Below are 949 nucleotides of genomic sequence, written 5' to 3' on the forward strand. Positions count from 1 at the left end.
TAATAGTTCCTCAGCTTCCTCGACGGATATTTGTACCAATCCATCAGCTGTTACTCGATAAGCAGCTACGATTTCCTCTTCCTTCTCCGACGACAATTCTTGAGCTCCAACTACAGTAGACATTGAAACCACCAACATACAGGACATTAACAAAGATAGTAATTTCTTCACTTTATTCCTCCTTTTATTGGATTATTTGGGGATAATATGTACTAACCCCTTTATTTAGCATAGCATTAAATTTTGTCTTTGTGAACCCAATATTGATAATTTATGGAATATAATGTGTTGAATATTTGTTGATCTATCATATTAGTGGACGAAAGAAAGCTAAATAAGTACCACAAAACTTTCGCAACTAACTGTGCCTTTTAATCTTCACTTATTTTCCTCCATATAGTGAAAGGGAATTTCCACCCCCAGCTTACAAAATGATTAAATTCAACTACTATTAGGAATAAGAGAGGTCTTCTAAAGAGAACCACAAAACCTAATTTCTTCTATTCTCTGTAGTTCTCATTTATAAATACCGTAATCTCCCTCAACCCTTCTACTTTTCCAGGGAATCTTGGCATATCGTCTACAATAGGGTAATACTTTGCTGTAATATAACCAACTTCTTTCTCGTCTCCCTCATATTTTTCTACATTATATGGAGGAGTTAAAGTCCTCATTGCCCCTTCAACTAATACTATAGCCTTTCCCTCTTTGCGATCGTAGGATTCCAAGAAGTATTCCTGTATATCGATAGAATCGATATATTCTAAGTACACATGGTTTCTCCAATCACTAACTTGCTCTTCGTGCATTACATACCCTCCCAGGAGCCCTAAGAATAGAATCCCCGCAAACGCTTGCCCTGCGCCGAGTATATTTCCCAACAGAACCCTTCCTTCGAGCTTATACAGCACTAGGAATACAATTCCTGCGCTTATAGACGCTATTGTTG

At 37.4% G+C, this 949-nt stretch carries 1 protein-coding gene; it reads right to left on the reverse strand.

Annotated elements, in window-relative coordinates:
• Positions 1-500: 500 nt before the first annotated feature.
• On the reverse strand, positions 501-949 hold a 449-nt coding region (locus tag PSHG_RS26005; protein ID WP_010267351.1), incomplete at its 5' end, for a hypothetical protein.

The organism is Paenibacillus senegalensis JC66 (assembly GCF_000285515.1).
Classification (GTDB): domain Bacteria; phylum Bacillota; class Bacilli; order Paenibacillales; family NBRC-103111; genus Paenibacillus_L; species Paenibacillus_L senegalensis.